The organism is Kitasatospora sp. NPDC029367 (assembly GCF_055569135.1).
Genome location: NZ_JBVHYH010000009.1, coordinates 71,965 through 97,941, shown reverse-complemented (window position 1 = coordinate 97,941; position 25,977 = coordinate 71,965). Strand labels below are relative to the sequence as shown.

Annotated in this window: 21 protein-coding genes and 1 pseudogene; 8 read left to right on the top strand and 14 right to left on the bottom strand. The window is 73.7% G+C overall.

Going from position 1 to position 25,977, the window contains the following annotated elements; translation table 11 throughout:
- Positions 1-24: 24 nt before the first annotated feature.
- The 9 genes from ACZ4W5_RS07955 to ACZ4W5_RS07915 all read right to left on the bottom strand — a co-directional run bounded on the left by ACZ4W5_RS07955 (position 25) and on the right by ACZ4W5_RS07915 (position 15,311).
- Positions 25-1,680 (bottom strand): peptide ABC transporter substrate-binding protein, encoded by a 1,656-nt coding sequence (locus ACZ4W5_RS07955; RefSeq protein ID WP_360230918.1) that lies wholly within the window; start codon positions 1,678-1,680, stop codon positions 25-27.
- 432 nt (positions 1,681-2,112) lie between these two features.
- A complete protein-coding gene (gene typA, locus ACZ4W5_RS07950) occupies positions 2,113-4,017 on the bottom strand; it encodes a translational GTPase TypA (RefSeq protein WP_360230920.1) in 1,905 nt (634 codons plus the stop codon).
- 286 nt (positions 4,018-4,303) lie between these two features.
- On the bottom strand, positions 4,304-6,166 hold the full coding sequence (locus ACZ4W5_RS07945; protein WP_465653546.1) for an ABC transporter family substrate-binding protein: 1,863 nt from the start codon (positions 6,164-6,166) through the stop codon (positions 4,304-4,306).
- A gap of 93 nt (positions 6,167-6,259) precedes the next feature.
- The gene (locus ACZ4W5_RS07940; protein ID WP_465653545.1) at positions 6,260-8,947 is read right to left on the bottom strand and encodes a SpoIIE family protein phosphatase; all 2,688 of its coding nucleotides are present in this window, start codon (positions 8,945-8,947) and stop codon (positions 6,260-6,262) included.
- A gap of 190 nt (positions 8,948-9,137) precedes the next feature.
- Complete coding sequence (locus ACZ4W5_RS07935; RefSeq protein WP_402481553.1) at positions 9,138-11,885, bottom strand: SpoIIE family protein phosphatase; 2,748 nt, start codon at positions 11,883-11,885, stop codon at positions 9,138-9,140.
- Positions 11,886-12,035: 150 nt separating this feature from the next.
- Positions 12,036-12,470, bottom strand: coding sequence for an NUDIX domain-containing protein (locus ACZ4W5_RS07930; protein ID WP_360230926.1), 435 nt, complete (start codon positions 12,468-12,470; stop codon positions 12,036-12,038).
- A 10-nt stretch (positions 12,471-12,480) separates the two neighbouring features.
- Positions 12,481-12,645 carry an SPOR domain-containing protein gene (locus ACZ4W5_RS07925; protein WP_465653544.1) on the bottom strand — a complete coding sequence of 55 codons (165 nt, stop codon included), beginning with the start codon at positions 12,643-12,645 and terminating at the stop codon, positions 12,481-12,483.
- Between the two features lie 304 nt (positions 12,646-12,949).
- Complete coding sequence (locus tag ACZ4W5_RS07920; RefSeq protein ID WP_465653543.1) at positions 12,950-14,338, bottom strand: DUF4190 domain-containing protein; 1,389 nt, start codon at positions 14,336-14,338, stop codon at positions 12,950-12,952.
- Positions 14,339-14,471: 133 nt separating this feature from the next.
- Positions 14,472-15,311, bottom strand: coding sequence for a methyltransferase domain-containing protein (locus tag ACZ4W5_RS07915; protein ID WP_465653542.1), 840 nt, complete (start codon positions 15,309-15,311; stop codon positions 14,472-14,474).
- Positions 15,312-15,486: 175 nt separating this feature from the next.
- Between ACZ4W5_RS07915 and ACZ4W5_RS07910 the strand changes: the two are divergent.
- The 4 genes and pseudogenes from ACZ4W5_RS07910 to ACZ4W5_RS07895 all read left to right on the top strand — a co-directional run bounded on the left by ACZ4W5_RS07910 (position 15,487) and on the right by ACZ4W5_RS07895 (position 17,963).
- Positions 15,487-16,634: pseudogene (locus ACZ4W5_RS07910) on the top strand (dihydrofolate reductase family protein).
- Between the two features lie 61 nt (positions 16,635-16,695).
- Complete coding sequence (locus tag ACZ4W5_RS07905; RefSeq protein ID WP_465653541.1) at positions 16,696-17,361, top strand: HAD-IA family hydrolase; 666 nt, start codon at positions 16,696-16,698, stop codon at positions 17,359-17,361.
- 87 nt (positions 17,362-17,448) lie between these two features.
- Positions 17,449-17,706 carry a type II toxin-antitoxin system Phd/YefM family antitoxin gene (locus tag ACZ4W5_RS07900; protein WP_360230936.1) on the top strand — a complete coding sequence of 86 codons (258 nt, stop codon included), beginning with the start codon at positions 17,449-17,451 and terminating at the stop codon, positions 17,704-17,706.
- Entirely contained in the window at positions 17,703-17,963 is a 261-nt protein-coding gene (locus tag ACZ4W5_RS07895) for a Txe/YoeB family addiction module toxin (RefSeq protein ID WP_360230938.1), read from the top strand. The genes ACZ4W5_RS07900 and ACZ4W5_RS07895 overlap by 4 nt, the downstream gene beginning before the upstream one ends.
- A 68-nt stretch (positions 17,964-18,031) precedes the next feature.
- Here ACZ4W5_RS07895 and ychF read toward each other — a convergent pair whose 3' ends face one another.
- Complete coding sequence (ychF, locus tag ACZ4W5_RS07890; protein ID WP_360230940.1) at positions 18,032-19,105, bottom strand: redox-regulated ATPase YchF; 1,074 nt, start codon at positions 19,103-19,105, stop codon at positions 18,032-18,034.
- Positions 19,106-19,189: 84 nt separating this feature from the next.
- On the bottom strand, positions 19,190-19,582 hold the full coding sequence (locus ACZ4W5_RS07885; RefSeq protein ID WP_363429964.1) for a VOC family protein: 393 nt from the start codon (positions 19,580-19,582) through the stop codon (positions 19,190-19,192).
- Between the two features lie 165 nt (positions 19,583-19,747).
- Between ACZ4W5_RS07885 and ACZ4W5_RS07880 the strand changes: the two genes are divergently transcribed.
- Complete coding sequence (locus tag ACZ4W5_RS07880; RefSeq protein ID WP_360230944.1) at positions 19,748-20,338, top strand: DUF6542 domain-containing protein; 591 nt, start codon at positions 19,748-19,750, stop codon at positions 20,336-20,338.
- 19 nt (positions 20,339-20,357) lie between these two features.
- On the opposite strand, the gene ppgK is transcribed toward ACZ4W5_RS07880, so the two are convergent.
- Positions 20,358-21,104, bottom strand: coding sequence for a polyphosphate--glucose phosphotransferase (gene ppgK, locus ACZ4W5_RS07875; protein ID WP_465653540.1), 747 nt, complete (start codon positions 21,102-21,104; stop codon positions 20,358-20,360).
- Between the two features lie 188 nt (positions 21,105-21,292).
- Positions 21,293-22,270: a 4-hydroxy-3-methylbut-2-enyl diphosphate reductase gene (locus ACZ4W5_RS07870; RefSeq protein WP_465653539.1), complete on the bottom strand. Its 978-nt coding sequence runs from the start codon at positions 22,268-22,270 to the stop codon at positions 21,293-21,295.
- 110 nt (positions 22,271-22,380) lie between these two features.
- Between ACZ4W5_RS07870 and ACZ4W5_RS07865 the strand changes: the two genes are divergently transcribed.
- Both ACZ4W5_RS07865 and xseA read left to right on the top strand, forming a co-directional pair.
- Positions 22,381-23,739: an APC family permease gene (locus ACZ4W5_RS07865; protein WP_465653538.1), complete on the top strand. Its 1,359-nt coding sequence runs from the start codon at positions 22,381-22,383 to the stop codon at positions 23,737-23,739.
- Positions 23,740-23,859: 120 nt separating this feature from the next.
- Entirely contained in the window at positions 23,860-25,140 is a 1,281-nt protein-coding gene (gene xseA, locus ACZ4W5_RS07860; RefSeq protein WP_360230952.1) for an exodeoxyribonuclease VII large subunit, read from the top strand.
- Here the strand turns inward: xseA and ACZ4W5_RS07855 are convergent.
- Positions 25,134-25,622 carry a GNAT family N-acetyltransferase gene (locus ACZ4W5_RS07855; RefSeq protein WP_465653537.1) on the bottom strand — a complete coding sequence of 163 codons (489 nt, stop codon included), beginning with the start codon at positions 25,620-25,622 and terminating at the stop codon, positions 25,134-25,136. The two genes, xseA and ACZ4W5_RS07855, sit on opposite strands and share 7 nt — an antisense overlap.
- Before the next feature lie 94 nt (positions 25,623-25,716).
- On the opposite strand from ACZ4W5_RS07855, the gene ACZ4W5_RS07850 reads away from it, so the two are divergent.
- Positions 25,717-25,974, top strand: a complete 258-nt coding sequence (locus ACZ4W5_RS07850; RefSeq protein ID WP_360230956.1) for an exodeoxyribonuclease VII small subunit — start codon at positions 25,717-25,719, stop codon at positions 25,972-25,974.
- The last annotated feature ends 3 nt before the right edge of the window (positions 25,975-25,977 follow it).

Below are 25,977 nucleotides of genomic sequence, written 5' to 3'. Positions count from 1 at the left end.
ACCGGGTCAGGCGGTGCCGACCGATTACTTCTTCTTCTTGACCTCGACGTCGGTGTAGACCGGGTCGCCGAAGGAGTTGAACTTCACGCTCTGGACGTTGTTCGAGTAGCCCGAGTTGGTCTTGTAGTACCAGAGCGGGATCGCCGGCATGTCCTTGGCCAGGACGGCCTCGGCCTGCTGGTAGAGCTCGGCGGTCTTCTCGACCGTGGTGGCCGCGTCGGCCTGCTTCGCCAGGTTGTCGAACTCCGGGCTGGAGTAGCCGGCGTCGTTCGCGGCGGCACCGGTGCCGTAGACGTCCCGCAGGAAGTTGGCGTTCAGCGGGTAGTCCTGCACCCAGCCGGTCCGCATCATGCTCTGGACCTGCTTCTTGGTGACGATGTCACGCGAGGTCTTGAAGTCCGGCTTCGGGTCACCGAGGCACTCGACGCCGGTCGCCTGGCGGATCGAGTTGCAGACCGCGTCCACCCACTCCTTGTGGCCACCGTCGGAGTTGTACAGGATGGTGATCTTGCCGCCGGGAACGCCGCCGTTCTCGGTGACGAGCTGCTTGGCCTTCGCCGGGTCGTACTTGCAGGCGTCGCCGCAGACGCCGGCCTTGTAGCCCATGACGCCCGGCGCCACGAACGAGTCGGCGGGCTGACGGCTGTTGTTCAGCACGGTCTTGGTGATGGTGTCGCGGTCGATCGCCATCGACAGGCCCTGGCGCACCTTGGCGGCCTTGTCCTTGTCCATGGAGGACCAGTCCGCGTTGTACAGCGCGAAGGAGATGTTCTGGATCGCGCCCTGGGCCTGGTCGATCGCACGCTTGCCCAGGTCGTCCTTGTACTTGGGCAGGTCGGTCGAGTCGACCTGGTCCAGCACGTCCAGGGTGTCGGACATCAGGTCCTTGTACGCGGCTTCGGGCGAGGTGTAGGCGCGGAAGACGATCCCGCCGTTCTTCGCCTTGTTGGTGCCGGTGTACTTGTCGTAGGCCTTGAGCGTGATGGCCTTGTTGTGCTCCCACGACACGAACTGGTACGGGCCGTTGCCGACCGGCTTCTCGCCGTAGCCCTTCGGGTCCGCGAAGAACCCGGTGGGGAGCGGGAAGAAGGCCGAGTAGCCGAGCTTGTACGTGAAGTACGAGACGGGCTGCGACAGTTCGATGGTGAAGTGGGTGTCGTCGACGACCTTGAGGCCGGACATCTCCTTGGCGGTCGGGTCGCCCTTTTCCGGGTGGACGGCGTCGTAGCCGACGATGTCCGAGAACCAGTCGGAGTTGATCTGGTTGTTGGCCGTGTTGGCGGACCAGTTCCAGGAGTCCACGAAGGACTTGGAGGTGACCGGGGTGCCGTCGTGGAAGGTCCAGCCGGACTTCAGCGTGACGGTGTAGTTCTTGGCGTCGGTGGTCTCGATCTTGTCGGCCACCTGGTTGCGAAGAGCACCGGTCGCGGGGTCGTAGTCGACGAGGCCCGTGAAGAGCTGCTTGACGATGCGACCGCCCTGGTTCTCCATGGCGTTGGCCGGCTGCAGCGGGCGCTGCGGCTCCGCGCTCTGGAAGCTGAACGTGCCCGAGGGGTCGACCGCGGCGCTGTCCGAGCTCCCGCCGGAGGTGTCGCTGCTGCCGCTGCTGCTACAAGCAGTCGCGGCGAGCGCGACAGCGACAGCTGCGACAACCCACTTGGCCTGGCTCACACCACGCATCGGTGTGCCTCCTGAATTCGACGTTTGCGACGAGGAGGGCACCACGGATCGGTTGTCACCGGGCCCGCAATGCCGTCCGCGCTCGTGGTTTCGGCGCGCACCCCTGCGCGTTCACCCTTGACCCGAGCCTGACTGCACCCACTATCCGTCACGCACGGACACGAAAGTGACCAGTGACGATCTCAATTAGGTCACATGAACAGTCGGTAAGTTTCGAAAACCGGACATATGAGACATAGCCAGACAGGCACCAAACGGACAGTCGTCACGGATGACGAACTGTCACGTTCGCTCAGCGGACACCTGGGTGTGATGAGCGCTATTCCGTTAATAGCGGCCCCGACAACTTGGAGTAGTTGAAAAAGTTCGCCCCCCTCTCCATCGGAAAGGGGGGCGAAGCATTCCGGCCAAAGGCCGGTCAGGCCGTCCGGATCACGCCTTCTTGGCGCGCGAGGCGGTACGTCCGCGGTCCTTCTGGTCCAGCACGACCTTACGGATGCGAACCGTCTCCGGGGTCACCTCGATGCACTCGTCCTCGCGGCAGAACTCCAGCGACTGCTCCAGCGAGAGCTTGCGCGGCGGGACGATCGACTCGGCCACGTCGGCGGTCGAGGACCGCATGTTGGTGAGCTTCTTCTCCTTGGTGATGTTCACGTCCATGTCGTCGGAGCGCGAGTTCTCGCCGACGATCATGCCCTCGTACACCTCGGTGCCCGGCTCGCAGAAGAGCACGCCGCGCTCCTGGAGGTTGGTCATCGCGAAGGCGGTGACCACACCGGCGCGGTCGGCGACCAGCGAGCCGTTGTTGCGGGTGGTCAGCTGGCCGAACCACGGCTCGTGGCCCTCGTGGATCGAGTGGGCGATGCCGGTGCCGCGGGTGCTGGTGAGGAACTCGGTACGGAAGCCGATCAGGCCGCGGGACGGCACGACGAACTCCATCCGGACCCAGCCCGAACCGTGGTTGGACATGTTGTCCATCCGGCCCTTGCGGACGCCCATGAGCTGGGTGACGGCACCCATGTGCTCCTCGGGCACGTCCACCGTGAGGCGCTCGACCGGCTCGTGGGTCTTGCCGTTGACCTCCTTGGTGACGACCTGCGGCTTGCCGACGGTCAGCTCGAAGCCCTCGCGGCGCATGGTCTCGATCAGGATGGCCAGCGCCAGCTCACCGCGGCCCTGCACCTCCCAGGCGTCCGGGCGCTCGGTGTCGAGGACGCGCAGCGAGACGTTACCGATCAGCTCGCGGTCCAGGCGGTCCTTCACCTGGCGGGCGGTGACCTTGCGGTCCACCTTGACGCCGGACTTGGCGTCCGCGCCCTTGCCCGAGCCGCCGCGGCCGACGAGCGGGGAGGTGTTGGTGCCGATGGTCATCGAGATGGCCGGCTCGTCCACCGTGATCAGCGGCAGCGCGATCGGGTTCTCCGGGTCGGCCAGGGTCTCGCCGATCATGATGTCGGAGATGCCGGCGACGGCGCAGATGTCACCGGGGCCCGCCATCTCGGCCGGCTTGCGGGTGAGCGCCTCGGTCATCAGCAGCTCGGAGATGCGCACGTTCTGGATCGTGCCGTCGCGCTTGATCCAGGCCACGGTCTGGCCCTTGCGCAGCTCGCCCTGCTCGACGCGCAGCAGCGCGATGCGGCCGAGGAAGTTGTCGGCGTCCAGGTTGGTGACGTGGGCCTGGAGCGGCGCGTCCACGTCGTAGCTGGGGGCCGGGACGTGCTCCAGCAGGGTGGAGAAGAACGGCTCCAGGTTGGTGCTGTCCGCCGGGACGGTGCCGTTCTCCGGCTTGGTCAGCGAGGCGACGCCGTCACGCGCACAGGCGTAGACGATCGGGAACTCGATCTGCTCCTCGTCCGCGTCCAGGTCCAGGAACAGGTCGTAGGTCTCGTTGATGACCTCGTCGATCCGGGAGTCCGGGCGGTCCGTCTTGTTGATGCACAGGATGACGGGCAGGCGCTGCGAGAGCGCCTTGCGCAGCACGAAGCGGGTCTGCGGCAGCGGGCCCTCGGAGGCGTCGACCAGCAGCACGACCGCGTCCACCATCGACAGACCGCGCTCGACCTCGCCACCGAAGTCGGCGTGGCCCGGGGTGTCGATGATGTTGATGGTGATCGGCGCGCCACCATCCTTCGGGTGGTACTTGACGGCGGTGTTCTTCGCGAGAATGGTGATGCCCTTCTCGCGCTCCAGGTCGTTCGAGTCCATCATGCGGTCGTCGAGCTGCTGGTGGGCCGCGAAGGCGCCGGCCTGCTTGAGCATGGCGTCGACCAGCGTGGTCTTGCCGTGGTCGACGTGGGCGACGATGGCGACGTTACGGATGTCGTTGCGCGTGGGCATGCCTAGCGGATTCTCCCGGAATCGTGGGTTACGGCGGGCCCGGCCGCGAGACGCGCATCGGCGGCCCTTCGGCCGCGCCACCCGTTCCGCCTGCTACTACCGGTCCACCCGCCGGGCATCTGGACATGCCTCGGCTTTTCCCTATGGTACGGGGAAGCGCCCAAGGGGGCAGAAACGAGCAGGTCGGGCGGGACCAAGATCACAGACGAGTCACGCGCCCTTCACCCCGCGGTCGCGTTCCGACACCCCCCGTTCGCGCTCCGGCGGCCCGGGCCGCGCGGCCCCGCTACCGGCTCCAGCCCACGTCCTGGAAGCGCGGCCAGCCGAAGCCGAAGGCCCCCGCCCCGACCACGCCGGTCCGCACCCCCACCAGCTCCGGCCGCTGGTAGAGCGGGACGGAGTGCCCGAGCTGCCAGATCCGGACGTCCGCCTCCTGCAGCAGGTCCAGCCGGGCCGCCGGATCGAGTTCGGCGGCCGCCCGGTCGAACAGCCGGTCGATCTCCTCGGTGCCGCTGCGGCCGTAGTTGCCGCGGGACTCGAGCGTGCCGTCGGCGTCCGGCCGGGGCTTGGCGTAGGCGGCGCGCTGCTCCACGGCCGGACTGGGGCCGGCCGGCCAGGAGAACAGCGCGAGGTCGTAGTCGCCGTCGGCCAGCTGCTCCGGGACGAAGGTGTCGGCCGGCACGGCCCGCGTCGTGACCGCGATGCCGAAGGCGCCGAGGTCCACGGCGAGCGCGTCGGCGGTGCGCCGGGCGGTCGCGGAGCCGCCCGGGACGAGCAGGGTGAGGGCGAGCTCCTTGCCGTCCTTGGTCCGGGTGCCCCCGTGCAACAGCTTCCAGCCGGCCCCGTCCAGCAGCGTCGCGGGGTCGGCCGGTCCGATCGCGGCGCTGTCGTCCCGGTAGCCCTCCTGGTCCCCGGCGAGCAGGTGGCTGCCGAGCGGGGCGCCGGGCAGGCCGAGCGGGCCGAGCGCGGCCTCGGCGACCGAGCGCCGGTCCACCGCCCGGGCCACCGCCTGCCGCACGGCCGGGTCGCCGAGCGGGCCGCGGGCGGCGTTGAGGGTGAGCTGGGTGAGCGAGGGGGCGGCCGCCCGGTGCACGGTGACCCCGGGCAGCGACTCGGCCCGCCGCAGGGCCAGCACCGCCGCCTCGGGCACCGCCTCGGGCGGGGCGGCGGCCGTCGCGGAACCGCCCTTGCCCGACGGCGAGGACGAGGACGAGGGCGAGGGTACGGCCGAGGGCGAGGGCGATGACGACGGTGCGGCCGAGGACGACGGTGCGGGCGGCGGCACCGCCCGGTCCACCGCGGCGGTGAGCGGGGCGACGTCCAGCCGGCCCTGGTCCAGCGCGTCCAGCCGCCGCTCGGGCGGCGCCGCCAGGAAGTCGATCCGGTCGGTCTTCGGCCGGTCCCCCCACCAGAGCGGGTTGCGCTCCACGGTGACCCGCCCGCCGTCCTCGTCGTACCGGGTCAGCTCGTACGGCCCGGCGCTCAGGTGGCCGGTGCCGGTCAGCGCCCGGTTGAAGGCCGCCGGGGTGGCGGTCTCGGCGGCCGGGTAGAGCGGCCCGAACAGGGCCCGCCACTCGGCGTACGGCCGCCGGAAGGTCACCTTGACCTCGTGCGGGTCGGCCCCCTGGGTGACCGAGTCGATGGCCTCGTACCCGGCCGCCGGCCCGCCCCGGTAGGCCGGGTCCAGGCCGGACAGGGCGGCCCGCTGGGCACTGAGGTCGGCCGCCGACACCGGGGTGCCGTCGGTCCAGACGGCCTGCGGGTTGAGCCGGTAGGTGACCACCTGTGGCTGCTGCCCGGGCGGGGTGGACTCGGCGCCGACCAGGTAGTCCCGGTCCGGGACGAGCCGGCCGTGCTCGTCGGGCCGGAACAGCGAGGGGTACAGCGCGTGGGCGAGCAGCGCCGAGTCGGCGCCCGCCCCGCGCTGGTAGACGTTGAGCGTGGCCGGGACGCCGTCCAGCGCCCAGTGCAGCGTGCCGCCGTCCCGGACGGCGCCGCGGTCGGCGGCGCGGACGTCCCCGGTGGTGGCGGTGGGCTCGGCCCGGGTCGGCGCGGGCGAGGGGCCGCGGCCCTGGTCGTCGGAGCAGCCGCCGAGCCCGGCGGAGAGCAGCAGTGCGGCGGCTGCGGCGGTGAGCTGGCGGACACGCATGGCGGCCATCGAACGCCGCCCGCCCCGCCCGGTCCGCGCCGACACGACGGGCCGCCGGGCGACTGCACCCGTACGGCCCAGCCCCGCCGGGCGCTACAGCGCCAGCTCGAACCAGACGATCTTGCCCTTGGGCGTGCGCCGGCTGCCCCAGCGCTCGGCCAGCAGGCTGACCAGTTGCAGCCCGCGCCCGCCCTCGTCGGTCTCCTGGGCGCGCCGCTGCCGGGGCTGGGCGTAGCCGTCGTCCCAGACCTCGCAGACCATGCTGCGCTCGCGCAGCAGCCGCAGCCGGATCTCGCCCCGGCCGTGCTTGAGCGCGTTCGTCACCAGCTCGCTGACCAGCAGCTCGGTGGTGTCGACCAGCTCGTCCAGCCCCCGGGCGAGCAGCCAACTGCAGGCCAGTTCACGGGCCTTGGCGACGGAGGTCGGCTCGGGCGGGAGGAACCAGTTGCCGACCGCGTCCTCGGGGAAGGCGTGCACCTTGGCCATCAGCAGGGCGATGTCGTCCTCGCCGTGGTGCGGGTCGAGCTCGCCGAGGACGTGGTCGCAGAGGTCCTCCAGGCCCTTGCCGCGGTCGCTGAGCGCGGCCCGGAAGGCGCGCAGGCCCTCGTCCAGCTGGTGCTTGCGGCTCTCCACCAGGCCGTCGGTGTAGAGGCCGAGCACCGCGCCGTCCGGGAGGGTCAGCTCGACCTCCTCGAAGGGCTCGCCGCCGACGCCGAGCGGCAGGCCGGGCGGCACGTCGAGCATCCGGGCGGGCTCGCCGGGACTGAGCAGGACGGGCGGCAGGTGGCCGGCGTTGGCGAACATGCAGCGTCGGGTGACGGCGTCGTACACGGCGTACACGCAGGTGGCCAGGTAGACCTCGCGGGCCTCCTCGTCGGCCGTCGAGGTGAGCCGGCCGTACGCGGTGGGCGGCCCGACCGGGACGGAGTCGTCGCCGAGGCCGCGGGCGATCTCGTCCAGCGCGCCGAGCACCTCGGCCGGGTCGAGGTCGAGCATGGCCAGGGTCCGTACCGCGGTGCGCAGTTGGCCCATCGCGACGGCGGCGCGCAGACCGCGGCCCATCACGTCGCCGATGACCAGGGCGGTGCGGTTGCCGGGCAGCGGGATGACGTCGAACCAGTCGCCGCCGACCTCGGTGTTGTTGTTGCTGGGCAGGTAGCGGCAGGCGATCTCCAGGCCGCTGGCGGCCGGGTTGCCCGGGGGCAGCAGGCTGCGCTGGAGGATCAGCGCCCGCTCGTGCTCGCGGCGGTAGAGCCGGGCGTTGTCGATGCAGACGGCGGCGCGGGCCACCAGTTCCTCGGCGATCGCCACGTCGCGGGCGTCGAAGGGCTCGCTGCCGATCGCCCGGGAGAGCTGGACCAGGCCCAGCACCTGGTCGCGGGCGACCAGCGGGACGATCAGGGTGGAGCGCAGCAGCGGGTCGCGGCCGGGCTCGGGGACGACGCTGCGGCCGGTGCGCAGCGCCCGGGCGTGCGGGGAGCGGCGCGGGTAGCAGAGGGTGCCGCCGGCTTCGGCGATGGGCAGTCCGGTGACCGAGCCGAGCACCGAGGAGGCGCCGCCGATGACGCTGGAGACGGCGACCCGGCGCAGTTCGCCGCTGCCGTCGGTGAGCACGGTGTCGCCGAGGCGGCCGGCGCTGGGGACGGTCTCGCCGGAGAGCAGCGCGGTGTACAGGTCGACGGTGGCGAGGTCGCAGAACGGCGGGACGACCACGTCCAGGAGTTCCTTGGCGGTGGTCTCCAGGTCGAGGGTGGAGCCGATGTGCGCGCTGGCCTCGTTGAGCAGGGCGAGGTTGCGGCGCACGCCGTCGGCCTCGCGCTCGGCGACGTGCCGGCTGGTGACGTCGGAGACCTGCCCGGCCACGCCCATCGGCTGCCCGGCCGAGCCGTTGAGCCGGTACAGCGAGACGGCCCAGAGCCGGTTGCCCTCGCGGGTCGGGACGGCGCTGTGGAAGCGCAGGTCGAAGACGGGCTCGCCGGTGGCCAGGACCTTGCGCAGGGCGGCGCTGAGCCGGTCGGCCTCGGACGGCGGGAAGAGGTCGTGCGGGGTGAGGCCCTCCAGGTCGGTGGGCACCAGGCCCATCCCGGAGGCGAAGGCGTCGTTGACCCGCTGCAGCCGCAGCCGGTCGTCGAAGAGCACGAAGCCGGTGGGCGTCTGCCCGAAGACGGCCTCGGAGGCGGCGAGGTCGGTCTCGATCCGGCGCAGCCGGCCGAGGTCGACCGCCAGACAGGTGGCGCCCGCGGTGGGCAGGGCGCTGTCGGGCATCAGGTAGAGCTCGGCGAGTCCCTCGCCGCCGGCGGCGTCCCGGTAGGGGGTGGTGCCGACCCACTCCTCCCCGGCCAGGGTGCGCTCCAGCCGGGCGCGGCCGCGGCGCCAGAGTTCGCGGGGGACGAAGGTGCTGATCGGGTCGGCGCCCACGGCCTCGGCGGCCGGGACGCCGAAGAACTCGGCGGCGCGCTCGCTCCACTGGCTGATCCGGCCGTCGGGGCCGATCGCGAAGGTGGCGACCCGGATGTAGTCGTAGATCGAACCCGGGTCCCCGCCGCCCCAGGACCGGGGTTCGGCCGCCGGGTGGGCCGCGGCGCGGTCGTCGCGGCCCGGGCCGGCGGTGGCGCGGGCCGGTGGTGCCGGCGGTACGGGCAGGTGCGGGGAACCGGCCTGCCCGGGCACAGCGGCATGACCGCTGCTGCTCGGCGCGTTCCGCGCCGGAGTGCTGTTCAACGGACCGACCCCTCCAAACCCGCGACCGTCCGGATGTCGAGAAGACCGAGTATTCATCATCGAGGGGTGCGTTCACACGCCCTCAACATCACAACATCAGATCGGGCGAAGGTTTTTGTCCTACCGCCCGCGCAACCACAATGCCACGCCCGCGCCCCCTTCCGGAGCGCGCGCTCCCCCTGGGCGCCCGTTGGCATATGCAGCACGGTTGCAGCACGGCTCTCCTGGCGATCCGGACGCTCTACTCGCGTCACTCCTCGCCGGGGTCAGTACCCGGCAGGGCCAGCTCGAACCAGACGACCTTGCCGATCCCCTCGGCCCGGGCACCCCAGTGCAGCGCCAGCCGGTGGACCAGCTCCAGGCCCCGGCCGCCCTCGTCGGCCTCGGCCGCGTGGCGCTCCCGGGGCGGGTCCGGCAGCGGGTCGGAGATCTCGACCAGCAGGGTCTCGCCGAGCGTCAGCCGTACCCCGATCGGGGCGCTGGCGTACCGGACGGCGTTTGTGACCAGCTCGCTGACCAGCAGCTCCGCGGTGTCGGTGAGGTCCTCGACACCCCACTCGGCGAGCGCGGCGCGGACCAGCCGGCGGGCCCGGGAGACGGCGGTCGGCTCCGCGGGCAGCGTCCAGCCGGCCGTCGGGGTGCCGGCCTGGCCGTGCCCGAGCCGGGCCAGCAGCAGGGCGACGTCGTCCGGCTCACGGCCCTGCTCCATGGTGTCCAGCACCGCCTCGCAGGCGGCCTGGATGGAGGCGTGCGGCTCCTGGAGCACGGTGAGCAGCCGGCCCAGGCCGACGTCGAGGTCCTTGTCCCGGGACTCCACCAGGCCGTCGGTGCAGAGCGCGAGCAGGCTGCCCTCGGGGATCTTCAGTTCGACGGATTCGAACGGAACTCCGCCCACGCCGAGCGGGGCGCCGGAGGGCAGGTCGAGGATCCGCCCCGCGCCGCCGAGCAGCGGCCCGCCGGTGCGGGTCGGCTCCGCGGCCTCCTCGCCCGGCACCACCAGCACCGGCGGGATGTGCCCGGCCTTGGCCACCGTCAGCTTCGCCGTGCCCGGGTCGAAGACGGCGTAGACGCAGGTGGCGAGCAGCGCCTCGTCCGGGCCCTGGGCGAGGTCGTCGGCCAGCTCGTGGACGTGCCGCAGCAGGACGTCCGGCGGCAGGTCGAGGGCGGCCAGCACCCGGACGGCGGTGCGCAGCCGGCCCATCGTGGCGGCGGCCCGCAGGCCGTGGCCCATCACGTCGCCGACCACCAGCGCGGTCCGGTCGCCGGGCAGCGGGATGACGTCGAACCAGTCGCCGCCGACCTCGGTGCCGCTGCTGCCGGGCACGTAGCGGTAGGCGACCTCGACGCCGGTGGGCTGGGGGACCTGCTGCGGGAGCAGGGTGCGCTGGAGGGTGAGCGCGGCGGTGCGCTCGCGGGCGTACAGCCGGGCGTTGTCCAGCGAGCTGCCCGCCCGGTCGGCGAGTTCGACGGTGAAGGCGAGGTCGTCCCGGTCGAAGCCCTCGCGGTAGCCGGCCCGGCTGACCAGCAGCAGGCCGATCACGATGCCGCGGGCGCGCAGCGGGACGACCAGCATCGAGTGCACGCCCAGGTCGTGGGCAGCCTGCATCTTGGGGTCGCCGGGGTAGGTGACGTCGTCCAGCTGGTCGGCGCCGGACAGCAGCTCGGGCACGCCAGTGCGCAGCACCCGGCCGCAGGCGGAGTCCTCGGCGAAGGTGATCCGGGCGCCGCGCCGGAGCATCACCTCGACCTCGGGGCCGTCCTGGACGGAGGCGGTGCCGAGCTGGAGCAGTGAGGTGCGCCGGTCGTGGCCGTGCCGGGGCAGGTCGTCACCGTGCGCGACGGCCTGGAGCAGGATCACCGCGGAGTGGTCGGTCAGCCGGGGCACCACCGAGCCGGCCAGTTCCTGGGCGATCCGGGCGGCGTCGAGCAGGTCTCCGACCCGGGAGCCGAACTCGTTGAGCAGCGAGAGCCGGCGCCGGGCGTGTTCGACCTTGGCCACCGCCCGGTAACGCTCCGTCACGTCCATCACGGTGCCGGAGATGCCGAGCACCCGGCCGGCCCGGTCGGTCATCCGGCTGTAGGAGATCGAGCGGTAGCCGGCCCGGTTGGTGACCGGGGAGGCGAGGGTGACGTCGATGACCGGCTCGCCGGTGGCCAGCACCTGGCGCTGGATCGCGGTGATCTCGTCGGCGGCCCGCTCGGGCAGGGTCTCACCGGTGGTGCGGCCGACGTGGTCCGCCAGGGCGACGCCGTTCATCTCGGCCAGGGTCTGGTTGACGGCGGTGTAGCGCAGGTCGGTGTCCAGGATGGCGATGCCCAGCGGGGACTGTTCGAACAGCGCGTCGCGCACCGCGAGGTCCCGCTCGATGGCCCGTACGGCGGCCGCCTCGGCCAGGTTGACCTGGAGGAACGGGGTGCCGTCGCCGTCCACCAGCAGGGAGATCCGGGCGTCCACGGCGACCGGCGCGCCGTCCCGGTCGCGCAGTTCGGCGCTGCCCGCCCAGCGGCCGTGCCGCAGGGTGTCCTGGACCGCGGCCCGGATCCGGGCGACCTGCTCCTGGTCCGGGATCAGCTCGTCGATCCGGCGGCCGACCAGCAGCTCGCTCGGCCAGCCGAGCAGTTCCTCGGCGGCCGGGCTCCACAGCACCACCCGGCCCGCGGTGTCCAGGATCGCGATGGCGACCTTGAGCATGTCCAGCAGGCTGCCCCCGGGCGGCGCGTCCAGGCCCTGCCGGGCGTCCGCCGGGCCGCCGGGGAACGGCCGGCCGGGGCGGCTGCGCAGGGCGGGCCGGACGCCGGGCTCGGGGGCGGCCAGGGTCGGCGCGGGCTGGACCGGCTGGGCGCCGACCGGGATGTCGGGCCCGCCACGGCGACGGCCGGACGACGGCGGCTGCGGGGCGGCCGCGGCGGCGGCACGGCGCAGCCGGGCACGGGCGGCGGCGCCTCCCGCGGTGCCTGCCCGGCGCGCTCCCCCGCCGCCGTTCCCGGTTGTCGACACCGACGGGGCCTCCGGCTCTGGTCGGGATCGGCGTCGCCGGCTGGGACGGCTCACCGATGGTGACGAATGGTGCCGAAAGGCGACATACCCAGCAGAACCCAGGCTATCCCGGCTGCCGGGTCGGCTTGTCCGATTGACCTATCCGGAGGCTTACGCGTCGCCCGCCGCCGCGAGCAGCTCGGCGACCTGCGGCAGGACCTCGCGGTCGTGCCCGATCCAGTCCACCGAGTCCAGCTCGGCCGGGCCCAGCCAGCGCAGCTCGTCGTGGTCCTCCAGCGCGCTCGGCTCGCCGGACAGCAGCTCGGCGGCCCAGAAGCGCAGCTCCAGCCCCGGCCGCACGGCCCACCCGCCGGAAAGGCGCCGCAGCGCCCGCGCCCGTACGCCCAGCTCCTCCAGCAGCTCGCGCTCCAGCGCCTGCGCCTCGGTCTCGCCGGGCTCGGCCTTGCCGCCGGGGAACTCCCAGCGGCCGGCGACCGACGCGGGCGAGCTGCGGCGGGCGGCGAGCACCCGGCCGCCGCGGATCAGCACCCCGCCGACGACGATCCGCGGCGGGGTTCCGACAGTGGTCTCACCGGCCTGTTCCATGCCCCCGACCCTACGGGGCCGGGTCCGGGTGCTGGGCCTCGACCCAGTACAGCTGCTTGTGGCCGCGCGCCTCGAACTCGGCCGCCAGGCGGTGCGCCTCGGCCTCGGCCAGGTTGTCGGCGACCAGGAAGCGGTTGCCGTTGTCGTCCTGCCGCATCACCCGGAAGGTGGTCATGGCGGGAGGCTACCGGGTGGGGCTCGGGCACGGCTCCGGTTCCGGGGGCCCAGGTTCTTGCCCGGGTTCCGGCGCGGGTTCCGGCGCGGGATCCGGCGCGGCCCCGGCGCGGTGTCCCCGGCCGGCGTGGGGGTCTGGCCGGGGACACCCGGGTGACCCTACGGCTCCCGCGCTACCGGCAGGTACGGGCGGGGTTAACGCCGAGTAACCCGGCGACCGGCCCGGCCCTGAGGCGCCCGGCCCGGGGCGGGGCTCGCTCGGGGCGGGGCTCGCTCGGGGCGGGGTGGGCTCGGGGCGGGTGGGCTCAGACCCGGAGGTCGGGCACCTGCTCGCCGGTGGACAGGCCGAGCGAGCGCCGGATGTCCACACTGACCGGCACCGACCTGGCGACCAGGGCCCGGGCCCGGCGCAGGTCGCCCGCCACGTCGCTGCCGGAGGCCGCGGCGTCCCAGGCGACGGCCGCCTGGGACTGGGTCTCGGCCAGCTTCTCCATCTTCGGCTGGACGTCGGTCGGCCATTCCGCCGTCGGCTTGCGCAGCGCGGCGGCCTCGGCCCGGGAGGCGGCGGCCATCCGGCGGGCCCAGGACCGGTACTCGGCCTCGGCGACCGCCACGTCCTGCTTCGGGGTGTCCAGGTAGGCCGCGTTGAAGCCCCGGACGGCCTCCAGGTAGGCCAGCTGGACGGAGGTCAGGCTGCGGCGGTCGGTGCGGACCGTCCCCAGGTGCTGGTCGTCCGGGTCCTCGAAGGCGCAGGTGACGTACCGTTCGCCGGCCGCCCAGTTGCCCGCGCTCGGGTAGAGGTAGACGTCGTCCATGCCGTCCGGGACGGCCCACTGGTCCAGCGCGTAGTCGTCGAGCACCCGGCGGCACAGCGCGGCGGCCCGCTCGCGGACGACCGTCGCGCCCGGGTAGGCGCCACTGCTCTCCGGGATCTTCGCGGTGCCGGCCACCTCGCCGTTGTGCCGCTCCGCGCAGGCCACCCGGCGCACCCAGTACACCGTCTCGTCGCCGTTCTCGTCCGGCTGCCCGCTCGTCCCCGAGGAGAGGTAGCAGTCCCCCACCTTCAACGCCGACCAACGGACCGACCCGGCCGGCGGCCTGTCGGCGTACCGGTCGCCCCGCCCGTTCCGCGCGGGGCCGAAGTCGCCCGCGCCCAGGGCGAGCGACAGCAGCAGGGTGCCCACCGTCCCGAGCACCAGGCCGGTCACAGCCATGCCGCGGCCGCGCTGACCGGTGCGCTTGATCTGGACCAGCGCGAGGATCCCGAGCACCAGGGCGACCGGCGAGAGCAGGCTCAGCGCGGTCGCCAGCGAGCCGACGGCGAAGCCGTTGCTGCGCGGCTCGGGCCGGGGGGCGTACGGGTTGAGGACGTACGGCGGGTAGGGGTGCGGGCCCGGCTGGGCGTGAGGGCCGGGCTGGAGGCCGGACTCGGCGGAGGGCGGCACCGAGGCCCAGCCGCCGGCGGGCAGCGGCGGGGGCGGTGGCTGGGGCGGGGCCGACGGGGACGGGGGTCCGGCCTCGGCCGGCGGGGCCCAGGGGTCGGGGGCGGGGTCGGGGTCGGGGTCGGGGTCGGGGTCGGCCGGCCCTGCCTCGGCCGGGCCAGGCTGCTCCTCGGCCTGCCCCGGGTCCTTGCGGAAGTCCACCCGCGGGTCCGGCCCCGGAGCGGCGGGCGGCGCGGACTCAGGCTCGGACACGTGGACTCCCCCTGCCCGCCGGGGCGGGCCTCGACTCGGCGTTTCGGCTCTCGACACCGCCGCCCGGGCCGGAGGGGCCCGAGCTGAACGGTCGCGCGACTTTACCCGATCTTTCCGAACAGCCGCCCCGCCGTCACCGCCCCGGCCGCTCCGCCCCGACCCGGGCCAGGATCTCGCCGTGGATCATCGAGAACCAGCCGTCCTCGGCGGCGCTCCACTCCCGCCAGCCGGCGGCGATCTGCTCCAGCTCGGCGGGCTCCGCGAAGCCCCGTTCCACCGCCGTCCGGCCGAAGGCCGTCCCGGTCACCCGGTCCGCCCACATCCCGGCCCACCACTCGCGCCGTTCGGGCGTCGCGAACGTCCAGGTGCCGGTGCTCGCGGTGACGTCGGTCAGACCGGCCGCCCGGGCCCAGGACAGCAGCCGCCGCCCGGCGTCCGGCTCGCCGCCGTTGGCCCGGGCGGTCCGCCGGTAGAGCTCCAGCCAGCGCTCCAGTGCGGGCGCCTGCGGGAACCAGGTCATCGTCGCGTAGTCGACGTCCCGGGCGGCGACCAGCCCGCCGGGCGCCGTCACCCGGCCCATCTCACGCAGCGCGGCCACCGGATCGGCCACGTGCTGCAGCACCTGGTGGGCGTGCACCACGTCGAACTCGCCGTCCCGGTACGGCAGTTCGTGCACGTCGGCCAGCTCGAACACGACATTGGCCAGGCCGCGCCCGGCGACGTACCCGGCGGCCTGCTCCAGCACTTCGGCGGAGGTGTCCACGGCCACCACCCGCCCGCCGGGGCCGACCAGCTCGGCCAGGTCGGCGGTGATCGTGCCCGGGCCGCAGCCGACGTCCAGCAGCGCCTGGCCGGGCCGCAGTTCGGCCAGCAGGTAGCCGGCCGAGTCGGCGGCGGTACGGGAGCGGTGCGAGCGCAGCACGGCCTCCTGGTGGCCGTGGGTGTAGGCGGCGGCAGGCTGCGGTCCGGGCATGGGGTCCCCCTGAGGCGTGGTCGGTGTTTCCGTTTCCGCGATGCCCCGACGCTACGCCCCGTCCCGCATGGCGAGAAGAACCGTCTCACATGGCGACCATCGGGCGGCTCCGCCGGCACCGGCGGCCGTACCGTGGAGGCGCCCGACCGCACGGCCCCGAGAGAACGGTCCGCCCATGCCCGGCCCCGGCCAGCGCCCCTTCGTCCTGCTGAGCGCCGCCGTCTCCCTCGACGGCCACCTCGACGACGCCTCCCCCGACCGCCTGCTGCTCTCCGGCGCCGCCGACTTCGACCGGGTCGACCAGGAGCGTGCGGCCGCCGACGCGATCCTGGTCGGCGGCAACACCCTGCGCGCCGACAACCCGCGCCTGCTGGTCAACGACCCCGCACGACGGGCCGCCCGGGCGGCCGCCGGGCGGCCGGAGCACCCGCTCAAGGTGACGCTCAGCGCGAGCGGCGCCCTCGACGCCGACCTGCGGTTCTGGCACACCGGCGGCGCGAAGCTCGCCTACACCACCGAGGCGGGGGCGGCGGCGCTGCGGCCCCGGCTCGACGGGCTGGCCGAGGTGGTCGCGCTCGGCGACTCGGTCGACCTCGGCGCGGTGCTGGACGACCTGGGCGCGCGCGGGGTGCGCCGGCTGATGGTCGAGGGCGGCAGCGGGGTGCACACCCAGTTCCTCGCCCAGGGCCTGGCGGACGAGCTCCAGTTGGCCGTCGCCCCGCTGCTGGTCGGCCAGCCCGGGGCGCCGCGGTTCGTCGGCCCGGCCGCGTTCCCCGGCGGCCCGACCCGGCGGATGCGACTGCTGGAGGCACGTACGGTGGGCGACGTCGTCCTGCTCAGGTACGCCCCGAAGGAGCCCGCGCCGTGAACCGCCCCGCCGCCACCGACCTCGACCACCTGCGCCGGGCCGTCGAACTCTCCCGCCGCTGCCCGCCCTCCGGGACGGCCTTCTCGGTCGGCGCGGTGGTCGTCGGCGCCGACGGCGAGGTGCTGGCGGAGGGCTACAGCCGGGAGGCGGACGCGCATGACCACGCCGAGGAGGCGGCCCTGGCCAAGCTCCCGGCGGGCGACCCCCGACTGCGCGGGGCGACCGTCTACAGCAGCCTGGAGCCCTGCGGGCAGCGCGCCTCCCGCCCGGTGCCGTGCGCCCGGCTGCTCATCGCGGCGGGCGTGCCCCGGGTGGTGGTCGCCTGGCGCGAGCCGGACCTCTTCGTCACCGACTGCCAGGGCACCGCGCTGCTGGAGGCGGCCGGGGTCGAGGTGGTGGAGCTGCCGGAGCTGGCCGCGGAGGCCCGGGCGGTCAACGCCCACCTGCTCCCGTGATCTTTTGTATCATCGGGAAACAAAGAGCTCACTTCTCCTCCGCGCCTCCAGGAGCCGCCCCATGACCGCCGCCCCCGTCCGGTTCACCACCCGTGCCCTCCTCCTCGACATGGACGGCACCCTGGTCAACTCCGACGCCGTGGTCGAGCGCTGCTGGACCCGCTGGGCCGAGCGGCACGGCCTCGACCCCGTCGCGGCGCTCACCGTCGTCCACGGCCGCCAGGGCCACGCGACCATGGCCGAACTGCTGCCGCACCGCCCGGTCGAGGAGAACCTCGCCGAGAACGAGCGGATGCTCGCCGAGGAGCGGGCCGACACCGAGGGCGTCGTCCAGGTGCCCGGCGCCGACGCCTTCCTCGCCTCGCTGGCCGGCTTCCCGCACGCCCTGGTCACCTCCGCCGACCTCCCGCTCGCCCGGGTCCGGATGGACGCCGCCGGCCTGCCGATGCCGCCCGTCCTGGTCACCGCCGAGTCCGTCGGCGTCAGCAAGCCCGACCCCGAGGGCTTCCTCAAGGGCGCCGCCGCCCTCGGCTTCGCCCCCGCCGACTGCGTGGCCTTCGAGGACTCCGGCGCCGGCATCGCCGCCGCCCGCGCCGCCGGCATGCGCGTCATCGGCATCGGCCCCCGCGCCGCCGCCCACCACCCGGACGCCCTCGCCCCCACCCTCACCACCGTCACCGTCACCCCCTCCCCCGACGGCACCCTCACCCTCACCGTCCACCCCTGACCCCCGACCCCGAAGGGGGATTCGCAGCTTGTCGCCGTACCGGCGCGGGCGTACAGTTTCTTGTACCTATCGAAGGGGAGTCGAGCCATGAGGACGATGACCTACTCGGAGTCCCGCGCACGCTACGCCGAGGTGCTCAACGCGGTCACGGACGACCGCGAGGAGATAGTGATCACCCGCGCCGGGCACGAACCGGTGGTCATCGTCTCGCTGGAGGACTACCAGTCCCTCAAGGAGACCGCCTACCTCCTGCGCAGCCCCGCGAACGCCCGCCGCCTGCTGGCCTCCATCGAGGAGCTGGAGAACGGCGGAGGGACCGTACGGGAGCTGGCGGACCCGGAGTGAAGATCACCTTCGCCTCCCGCGCCTGGGAGGACTACCTGTGGTGGCAGGCCCAGGACCGCAAGACCCTCAGGCGGATCAACACGCTCATCGCCGACGTCGCGCGCAACGGCAACGAGGGGATCGGCAAACCGGAACCGCTCAAGCACGGGTTCCAGGGCTACTGGTCGCGCCGGATCAACGACGAGCACCGCTTGATCTACAAGGTCACCGACGACTCGATCCTGATCGCCCAGTGCCGCTACCACTACGAGAACTGAGCCCGCCGGACAATCCCGAGAGGGCCGGACTCCCGTGGGAGTCCGGCCCCTTCGGGTGTGGCGGTCGGTCAGACGTTGAAGCGGAACTCCACGACGTCGCCGTCCTGCATGATGTATTCCTTGCCCTCGATGCGGGCCTTGCCCTTGGAGCGGGCCTCCGCGATGGAGCCGGTCTCGACCAGGTCGTCGAAGGAGATCACCTCGGCCTTGATGAAGCCCTTCTGGAAGTCGGTGTGGATGACTCCGGCGGCCTCGGGGGCGGTGGCGCCCTTCTTGATGGTCCAGGCGCGGGTCTCCTTCGGGCCGGCCGTGAGGTAGGTCTGCAGGCCGAGGGTGTCGAAGCCGACCCGGGCGAGGGTGGCGAGGCCGGGCTCCTCCTGGCCCATGGACTGGAGGAGTTCGAGGGCCTCGGCGTCGTCGAGCTCGATCAGCTCGGACTCGATCTTGGCGTTGAGGAAGATCGCCTCGGCCGGGGCGACCAGCGCGCGCTGGGCGTTCTTGAAGTCCTCGTCGGCCAGCTCGTCCTCGTCCACATTGAAGACGTAGAGGAAGGGCTTGGCGGTCAGCAGGTGCAGCTCGCGGATCGGGGCGGTGTCGAAGCCGGCCTCGAAGAGGGTCTTGCCGGTCTCCAGGACCGCCTGGGCGGCCTCGGCGGCGGCCAGCACGGGGGCGGTGTCCTTCTTGAGGCGCGCCTCCTTCTGGAGCCGCGGCAGGACCTTCTCGATGGTCTGGAGGTCGGCCAGGATCAGCTCGGTGTGGATGGTCTCGATGTCGTCCTTGGGCGACACCTTGCCGTCCACGTGCACCACGTCCGGGTCGGTGAAGGCGCGCACGACCTGGCAGATCGCGTCCGACTCGCGGATGTTGGCGAGGAACTTGTTGCCCAGGCCCTCACCCTCGCTGGCGCCGCGCACGATGCCGGCGATGTCGACGAAGTCGACGGTGGCCGGGAGGATGCGCTGCGAGCCGAAGATCTCGGCGAGCTTGGCCAGCCGCGCGTCCGGGACGCCGACGACGCCGACGTTCGGCTCGATGGTGGCGAACGGGTAGTTGGCCGCCAGCACGTCGTTCTTGGTCAGGGCGTTGAACAGGGTCGACTTGCCGACGTTCGGCAGGCCGACGATTCCGATCGTGAGCGACATGAAGCGCAGTCCCGTGGGCTTGGAGGAGTTGGGTCGGCACCGTACGGGCCGACCCCCAAGTCTACGGGCAGCGCCTGCCGGGGCTCACGCCTCGGTCGGCGCGGGCAGCGGCTCCAGGAACTCCAGCCGGTTGCCCAGCCGGTCGGCGGAGTAGAAGCGGCGGTGGCCGGGGTGGTGGTCGTCCCAGGTGACCTCGTGGCCGTGCGCGGCGAGCCGCTCGGCCAGGGCGTCCAGGGAGGTCACCAGGATGCCCGGGTGCCCCTTGCGGGCCGGGCGGAAGTCCGGGGTGACGCCGAGGTGCACCTCGACCCCGCCGCCGCGGAACCAGCAGCCGCCGCGCGCCGCCAGCACCGGGGGCTTCGGGAGCTCGGTCATCCCGAGCACGCCGGACCAGAAGGCGCGACACTCGTCCTCGGCACCGGCCGGGATGTCGAGCTGGACGTGGTCGAGGCGTTCGAAGGTGAAGTCGGCGGTCATGCGGTCGTCCCCCGTACGGTGATCGGATGATCATGATGTGTCGACTCGGCCGAGCAGGTCAGCCCCTTGAGTGACGATCACAGGAGTACGCCATCCGGGGACACGGGACAAGACCTGAACGGTCCATTACACAGTGTGGCGATGATCGGACCGTACGTTGGGCGGGTGGAGCAGAGCATCCGTACCCAGCCGCCAGGGCCCAGACGCCGTCCGCCGACCGGCGCGGCCCCGGCCGCCGTCCCCGGTCCCGGCCGGGCGCCCGAGAGCGCCGGAGCCCCCGCGGCTCCCCCGTCCCGGCTGCGCCCGGTGGCCGACCGGCCCGCCGCACGCCCGTCCCCGCAGCGCCGGCTGCGCGTGTACGGACGGCGCCGGACCGGCCGGCCGACCCGGCTGACCGCGATCGGCACCGGCGTGGTCGCCGTGCTGGCCACGCTGGCGGTGGCCGGACTGGACCGGCTGCTCTTCGACGACCTCGGCTGGCTGTTCGGCCTCGGCTACCTGGTGGTCTGCTTCCAGCTGGCCGTCCGGGTCCGCTACGCCGACCTGCTGGCCGCCCCGATCAGCGGGCCGATCGCCTTCGCCGTGGCGCTGCTGGCGCTCGCCCCGGTCGGCTCCTCCGGCATCACCGCCCAGGTGGTGGCGCTGGCGACCGGCCTGGCGCTGCGGGCCGGCTGGCTGTTCTCCGGCACCGGGCTGGCCGCGCTGATCGTGCTCGCCCGCTTCGTCGCCCAGCGCCGGATCCACCGCTCCCGCTGACGGCCCGGCGCGCGGGCCGTCAGCCCGCCGCCCGGGCCGCCGCCATGGCGGCCCCGACGATGCCCGCGTCGTTGCGCAGCTCCGCCGGCACCACCCGTGCCCCGCGCTCCCTCAGCAGCGGCAGGAACTTGTCGTGCTTGCGGCTCACCCCGCCGCCGATCACGATCAGTTGCGGGGAGAACAGCATCTCCACCAGGTCCAGGTACTCGTCGACCCGCCCGGCCCACTGCTCCCAGCTCAGGTCGTGCCGCTCCTTGGCGGCCGAGGAGGCCCGGCGCTCGGCGTCCTTGCCGCGCAGCTCCAGGTGGCCCAGTTCGGTGTTGGGCACCAGCGTGCCGTCCACGAAGAGCGCGCTGCCGATGCCGGTGCCGAAGGTGAGCACCAGGACCACGCCCGACTGGCCCCGCCCGGCGCCGTGCTCGGTCTCGGCGAGGCCGGCCGCGTCCGCGTCGTTGAGCACGGTCGCGGGCAGGCCCAGCGCGTCGCGGAAGAGGCCTTCGGCGTCCAGGTCGATCCAGCCCTTGTCCACGTTGGCCGCGGTCCGGGTGCGGCCGCCGACCACCACCCCGGGGAAGGTCAGCCCGACCGGCCCCTGGTGGTCGAAGTGGCGGACCACCTCGCGGACGGCGGCGACCACCGCCCCGGGCTCGGACGGCTGCGGGGTGAGCACCTTGTACCGCTCCTGGGTGAGGGCGCCCCGGGCGAGGTCGACCGGGGCGCCCTTGATGCCCGAGCCGCCGATGTCCACGCCGAATACCGCCGTCATCGTTCCGCCTTCCGCCGTTCGCTTCCGCCGTTCGGCCGTCGACCGGCTCGTCCACAGCCTGTGCACAAAGCTACGAGAGCCCGGGCGGGGGCGCAGCGCAATCGACGGGCCCACTCAGCACGACGGACCCGGTACCCCGCGCGGGGTACCGGGTCCGTCGTGGCAGGCCCGGGGCGTGTCGGACGCGCCTACTGGAGCTTGCCGGCCGCCTCGGCGCGCAGGTCGCGGCGCAGCTCCTTGGGGAGCGAGAAGGTCAGGTGCTCCTCGGCGGTCTTGACCGTCTCCACCGTGTCGTAGCCGCGCGCGGCCAGGAACTCCAGCACGCCGTCGACCAGGATCTCCGGCACCGAGGCGCCGCTGGTCAGGCCGACCGTGGTGACGCCCTCCAGCCAGGACTCCTGGATCTCCTCGGCGAAGTCGACCAGGTGGGCGGCCTTGGCGCCGTACTCCAGGCCGACCTCGACCAGGCGGACCGAGTTGGAGGAGTTCTTGGAGCCGACCACGATCAGCAGGTCGGTCTCCGGGGCCAGCTGCTTGACCGCGACCTGGCGGTTCTGGGTCGCGTAGCAGATGTCGTCGCTGGGCGGGCTGACCAGCGCCGGGAAGCGCTTCTTCAACTCGCCGACGGTGGCCATGGTCTCGTCCACCGAGAGGGTGGTCTGGGAGAGCCAGACGATCTTGGACTCGTCCCGCACCTGGACGTTGGCGACGTCCTCGGCGCCGTCCACCAGGTGGATCCGGTCCGGGGCCTCGCCCATGGTGCCGATGACCTCCTCGTGGCCCTCGTGGCCCACCAGCAGGATGTCGTAGCCCTCGTCGGCGAAGCGCACGGCCTCCTTGTGCACCTTGGTGACCAGCGGGCAGGTGGCGTCGACGGTGGCGAGCTTGCCGGCCCGCGCCTCGTCGTGGACGGACGGGGCGACGCCGTGCGCGGAGAACACCACGATCGAGCCCTCGGGCACCTCCTCCGTCTCGTCGACGAAGATCGCGCCCTTCTTCTCCAGGGTCTGCACCACGTACTTGTTGTGGACGATCTGCTTGCGGACGTAGATGGGCGCCCCGTACTGCTCCAGGGCCTTCTCCACGGCGATCACGGCGCGGTCGACACCCGCGCAGTAGCCCCGGGGGGCGGCGAGCAGGACACGGCGCTGCGCGGTGTTGGACATGCCCCCATCGTACGGGCGACCGGGAGTCCCACCGCCCGGGGCGGGCCGCCCCGCCCGGGCCGGATGCTTTCCGGTCGCAAAGGGTCGGAATCTGCTCAAATCTGGTCTCCATGAGCGCTGTGAACGAGCAGCCGACGCCGAGCGGCCTGCGCCGCACCCTGGGCGTCCGCGATCTGATGGTCTACGGGCTGCTGTTCATCGCCCCGATGGCCCCGGTCGGCGTCTTCGGCGTGCTGGACGCCCGGAGCCACGGCGCCGTGGCGGCCGTCTACCTGGCGGCGACGGTCGCGATGGGCTTCACCGCCTTCTCGTACGCCCAGATGGTCCGCGCGGTGCCGCAGACCGGCTCGGTGTTCGCCTACGCGCGGGCCGGGCTGGGCGAGGGGCCGGGGTTCATCGCCGGGTGGATGGCGATGCTGGACTACCTGCTGATCCCCGCGGTGGCCTACCTGTTCTCCGGGATCGCGCTGAACTCGCTCGTGCCCGGGGTCTCGCGCTGGGTGTGGACGGCGGTCGCCGTGCTGGTGACCACCGCGCTCAACCTGGCCGGGGTGCGGACGGCGGCCGCGGTCGGCTTCGCGGTGCTCGCGCTGGAGATCGCGGTGCTGGCGGTGTTCGTGGTCGCGGCCGTGGTGGTGCTGGTGCGGGACGGCGCGCGGCGCGGCTGGGACACGCCCTTCACCGCCGTCGGGGGCTTCTCGCTCACCGCGGTGATCTCGGCGGTGTCCGTCGCGGTGCTCTCCTACCTGGGCTTCGACGCGATCGCGACCTTCGTCGAGGAGGCGGTCGGCGCCTCCGTCGCGGTGGCCCGGGCGGTGCTGTGGTGCCTGGCGCTGGCCGGGCTGCTGTTCGTCGTCCAGACCTACCTGGCGGCGGTGTTGGAACCCGACACCCCGCAGCAGCTGGCCGCCGACCCGGCCGCCCAGGGCTCCGCCTTCTACGACACCGTGGAGGGCGGCATCGGCCACTGGCTGCACGTGCTGGTGGCGAGCAGCAAGGCGATCGGCGCGGCCTTCGCGGCGCTCGCCGGGCAGGCGGCGGCCGGCCGGCTGGTCTTCGCGATGGCCCGGGACGGGCGGCTGCCCCGCGTGCTCGGCTCGGTCGACCCGGGCAGCGCGGTGCCGCGCCGGGCGCTGCTGGCGGCCGCGGTGGTCACCATGGCGGCGGCGGTCTGGGCGGCCGAGCGGGACGACGGGCTGGACCAGCTGACCTCGGTGGTGAACGTGGGCGCGCTGACCGCCTTCGCGCTGCTGCACGCCTCGGTGATCGGCTGGTACACCGTCCGGCACGGCTCGCCCGACCGGCTCCGGCACCTGGTCGTCCCGCTGCTGGGGATCGCGGTGATCGGCGCGGTGGTCTACGAGGCCTCGACCACGGCGCAGCTGGTCGGGCTGGTCTGGCTGGCGGTCGGCCTGGTGGTGCTCGGCGTGCAGGGCAGTACGGCGCACGGCGTCGGCGGGCGCCGCTAGTCCTGGTGTCGCCGAGCGTTGCCGGGCCTTGCCGGGGCCGGTGTCGCCGGGCGTCGCCGGGGCCGGTGTCGCCGGGCCTTGCCGGGGCCGGTGTCGGCGGGCGCCGCTAGCCTCGTACGCATGGCCAACCCCAGCTCCCCCGAAGCCCCGCTCCCGGTCGGCAAGGTCTCCGCGCTGATCGGCGGCTGGATCGACCGGCTCGGCGCGGTGTGGGTCGAGGGGCAGATCACCCAGCTCAGCCGCCGCCCCGGCGCGGGCGTGGTGTTCCTGACCCTGCGCGACCCGCAGGCCGACGTCTCGCTCACGGTGACCTGCTTCCGCTCGGTGTTCGAGCAGGTCGCGGACGTGGTGCAGGAGGGCTCACGGGTCGTCGTGCACGCCAAGCCGGAGTGGTACGCGGCGCGCGGGCAGCTGTCGCTGCGGGCCTCGGAGATCCGCCCGGTGGGCCTGGGCGAGCTGCTGGCCCGGCTGGAGCAGCTCAAGCGGCGCCTGGCCGGGGAGGGCCTGTTCGCGGCGGAGCGCAAGCGGCGGCTGCCGTTCCTGCCGCAGTGCGTCGGGCTGGTCACCGGGCGCGGCTCGGCGGCCGAGCGGGACGTGCTGGAGAACGCCCGGCGGCGCTGGCCGGCGGTGCGCTTCGAGGTGCGAAACGTCCCGGTGCAGGGGGTCAGCGCGGTGGAGCGGGTGAGCGCGGCGGTGCGGGAGCTGGACGAGCACCCCGAGGTGGACGTGATCATCGTGGCCCGCGGCGGCGGCAGCGTGGAGGACCTGCTGCCGTTCTCGGACGAGGGGCTGGTGCGGCTGGTCGCGGCCGCCCGTACGCCGGTGGTCAGCGCGATCGGGCACGAACCGGACCAGCCGCTGCTGGACTTCGTCGCCGACCTGCGCGCCTCCACCCCGACCGATGCCGCCAAACGGGTGGTTCCGGACGTCGGCGAGGAGCTGGCCAAGGTCCGCCAGCTGCGCGACCGGGCCCGCCGGCACGTGCAGGCCCGGGTCGAGCGCGAGCAGCACGGGCTGGACGGGCTGCGCAGCCGCCCGGCGCTGGCCGCCCCGCACCGGATGCTGGACGGGCGCGGCCAGGAGGTGGAGGGCCTGCTGGAGCGGTCCCGGCGCACCCTGCGGCACCGGCTGGACCACGCTCAGAGCGACCTCGGCCACACCCTGGCCAGGGTGGTCGCGCTCTCCCCGGCGGCCACCCTGGAGCGCGGCTACGCGGTGCTGCAGCGGACCGACGGCACGGTGGTGACGGACCCGGCGCTGCTCGCGGCCGGGGAGGGGCTGCACGCCCGGGTCGCGGGCGGCGGCTTCGACGTCACCGTGGCCGCCGGGACGCCGGACACCCCGGCGGAGCCCCGGCGCGCGGCGGAGCCTCAGCCGAAGGCCCCGGCGGAGCCTCAGTAGGGGCGCTTGCGGGACAGCGCCGTCGAGTACTCGGCGAAGCCCAGGCTGCGGTAGAGCGCCTCGCCGCCGCTGCTGGCGTGCAGGTCGACCCGGCCGACCCGGCGACCGTCGAACCAGTCCAGCAGCGCCTCGGTGCAGGCCCGGGCGTAGCCGCGCAGCCGCCGGTCGGGGTCGGTGCAGATGTTGAAGACGGAGCCGAACAGGCCGTCCGGGTTGCCGGGCGAGGGCAGTCGGTGCTCCAGGGTGCCGACGGCGCAGGCGGCGAGCCGGCCGGGGCGCTCCGGGTCGTCGACCACGAAGGCGGACATGGTGAGCTCCTCGGCCGGGGCGGCCAGCCGTTCGCGCAGCATCCGCTCGGCGGCGGCCTGCCAGGGGGCGGGACCGGCCGACGCGGCCATGCCGGGCATCTCCTGCAGCATCACGTTGCGCAGCCGGACCAGCTCGGGCGCGTCGGCGGGGGCGGCGGGGCGGACTTCGATCATGCCGCGGAGGCTAACGCCGCGGGCCGCCCGGCCGCACCCGGGTTTCGGCCCGTGGAACCCGCCCCTGTCGGCACCAGCCCCTACGCTGGCACGCATGGCAGAGCAGCAGGAGCAGCAGGACGCGGCGGCGCCGACCCCGGACGACGCGCTGGGCTACGAGCACGCCCGGGACGCGCTGCTGGACGTGGTCCGGCAGCTGGAGAACGGCGGCACCTCCCTTGAGGAGTCACTGGCGCTGTGGGAGCGTGGCGAGCAGCTGGCGAAGGTCTGCCAGCGCTGGCTGGACGGCGCCCGGGCCCGACTGGACGCCGCACTGGCCGCCGAGGAGGGCGCGGGCCCGGCCGGGGAGTGACCC

What these genes read in the sequence shown, in the direction of transcription:
- ACZ4W5_RS07955 (WP_360230918.1), bottom strand. Translation starts at nt 1,680, where the DNA reads ATGCGTGGTGTGAGCCAGGCCAAGTGGGTTGTCGCAGCTGTCGCTGTC.
- typA (WP_360230920.1), bottom strand. Translation starts at nt 4,017, where the DNA reads ATGCCCACGCGCAACGACATCCGTAACGTCGCCATCGTCGCCCACGTC.
- ACZ4W5_RS07945 (WP_465653546.1), bottom strand. Translation starts at nt 6,166, where the DNA reads ATGCGTGTCCGCCAGCTCACCGCCGCAGCCGCCGCACTGCTGCTCTCC.
- ACZ4W5_RS07940 (WP_465653545.1), bottom strand. Translation starts at nt 8,947, where the DNA reads ATGATGAATACTCGGTCTTCTCGACATCCGGACGGTCGCGGGTTTGGA.
- ACZ4W5_RS07930 (WP_360230926.1), bottom strand. Translation starts at nt 12,470, where the DNA reads ATGGAACAGGCCGGTGAGACCACTGTCGGAACCCCGCCGCGGATCGTC.
- ACZ4W5_RS07925 (WP_465653544.1), bottom strand. Translation starts at nt 12,645, where the DNA reads ATGACCACCTTCCGGGTGATGCGGCAGGACGACAACGGCAACCGCTTC.
- ACZ4W5_RS07915 (WP_465653542.1), bottom strand. Translation starts at nt 15,311, where the DNA reads ATGCCCGGACCGCAGCCTGCCGCCGCCTACACCCACGGCCACCAGGAG.
- ACZ4W5_RS07905 (WP_465653541.1), top strand. Translation starts at nt 16,696, where the DNA reads ATGACCGCCGCCCCCGTCCGGTTCACCACCCGTGCCCTCCTCCTCGAC.
- ACZ4W5_RS07900 (WP_360230936.1), top strand. Translation starts at nt 17,449, where the DNA reads ATGAGGACGATGACCTACTCGGAGTCCCGCGCACGCTACGCCGAGGTG.
- ychF (WP_360230940.1), bottom strand. Translation starts at nt 19,105, where the DNA reads ATGTCGCTCACGATCGGAATCGTCGGCCTGCCGAACGTCGGCAAGTCG.
- ACZ4W5_RS07885 (WP_363429964.1), bottom strand. Translation starts at nt 19,582, where the DNA reads ATGACCGCCGACTTCACCTTCGAACGCCTCGACCACGTCCAGCTCGAC.
- ppgK (WP_465653540.1), bottom strand. Translation starts at nt 21,104, where the DNA reads ATGACGGCGGTATTCGGCGTGGACATCGGCGGCTCGGGCATCAAGGGC.
- ACZ4W5_RS07870 (WP_465653539.1), bottom strand. Translation starts at nt 22,270, where the DNA reads ATGTCCAACACCGCGCAGCGCCGTGTCCTGCTCGCCGCCCCCCGGGGC.
- ACZ4W5_RS07865 (WP_465653538.1), top strand. Translation starts at nt 22,381, where the DNA reads ATGAGCGCTGTGAACGAGCAGCCGACGCCGAGCGGCCTGCGCCGCACC.
- xseA (WP_360230952.1), top strand. Translation starts at nt 23,860, where the DNA reads ATGGCCAACCCCAGCTCCCCCGAAGCCCCGCTCCCGGTCGGCAAGGTC.
- ACZ4W5_RS07855 (WP_465653537.1), bottom strand. Translation starts at nt 25,622, where the DNA reads ATGATCGAAGTCCGCCCCGCCGCCCCCGCCGACGCGCCCGAGCTGGTC.
- ACZ4W5_RS07850 (WP_360230956.1), top strand. Translation starts at nt 25,717, where the DNA reads ATGGCAGAGCAGCAGGAGCAGCAGGACGCGGCGGCGCCGACCCCGGAC.